This window comes from Streptomyces poriferorum, assembly GCF_019399235.1.
GTDB lineage: Bacteria > Actinomycetota > Actinomycetes > Streptomycetales > Streptomycetaceae > Streptomyces > Streptomyces poriferorum.
Genome location: NZ_JAELVH010000595.1, coordinates 1 through 1031 on the forward strand (window position 1 = coordinate 1; position 1031 = coordinate 1031).

The following is a 1031-nucleotide window of genomic DNA, read 5'->3' on the forward strand; positions in this document are numbered from 1 at the left end:
GGGACGCCGGGCCGCGAGGGACGTCGCTGACCACCGGCGACGGGCACCGGCTCGGCACGGACTTCATCGGCCGCGACGTCGGCAGGCAGGTGTTGCTGGGCGGCCGGTCGGTGGTCCTCGTCGCGCTCGCCTCGACGGCACTCGCCTATGCGGTGGCGCTGCCGGCCGGGTTCGTCTGCGCCCTCACCCGCCGCAGGTGGGTGGAGGAGCTGCTGATGCGACCGCTGGACGTGCTGCTCTCCGTACCGTCACTCCTGATGATTCTGCTGGTGGCCGCCGCCGTCGCACCGGGACCGGCCGGCCTCGCCCTTCTCGTGGCACTCGTCAACATTCCGGACGCGGCCAGGATCGTCCGCGCCGCAGGGGCGGAGGCCGCCTCGCGTCCGGCGGTCGAGGCGCTCCGCATGCAGGGCGAGAGCTGGGCGCGGATGGCCTTCGGCCATGTCGGCAGATCGGTCGCCCGTACCCTCGCCGCCGACGCGGGCCTCCGCCTGACGGGGGCCCTGTACCTCGTGGCCACGGCGGCGTTCCTCGGCGTCGGGGTGGCCCCGGACGCCGCCGACTGGGCCGTGATGGTGGACCGCAACCGCGCCGGGCTGTTCGTCCAGCCGTGGGCGGTGGTGGTCCCGGCCCTGCTGATCGTCGCGCTCACCATGGGCGGAAACCTGCTCGCCGACGCCGCGCCGGCACGCCCCGGCGCCAAGGAGAAGCACGTATGAACACGGCCGCACAGCCCCGGACGGCCGGTGGGACGGAACCCGTCGCCGTGATCGAGGAACTGCGCGTGGAGACCGGCGGGCGGGCGATCGTCGACGGCGTCAGCCTGCGGGTGCTGCCCGGGCGGATCATCGCGCTGCTCGGAGCATCGGGCAGCGGCAAGACGACCACGGGGCGCGCCCTGCTCGGCGAGTACCCGCCAGGCGCACGAGTGACGGGGGACGTGCGCGTCGCGGACGGACTGATCGGGTACGTCCCGCAGCACCCGGCCACCGTACTCAACCCCGCCCGCCGGACCGGCGCCCTGCTCGGCG

General features: G+C 74.9%; 2 protein-coding genes. Both read left to right on the top strand.

The genetic code is table 11. From position 1 onward, the window contains the following. Nucleotides 1-719 (top strand): ABC transporter permease (locus JGS39_RS39900; protein WP_219574642.1); only part of this gene is annotated, 719 nt, incomplete at its 5' end. Further along, on the top strand, nt 716-1031 hold a 316-nt coding region (locus JGS39_RS39905; protein ID WP_219574643.1), incomplete at its 3' end, for an ATP-binding cassette domain-containing protein. The genes JGS39_RS39900 and JGS39_RS39905, both read left to right, overlap by 4 nt.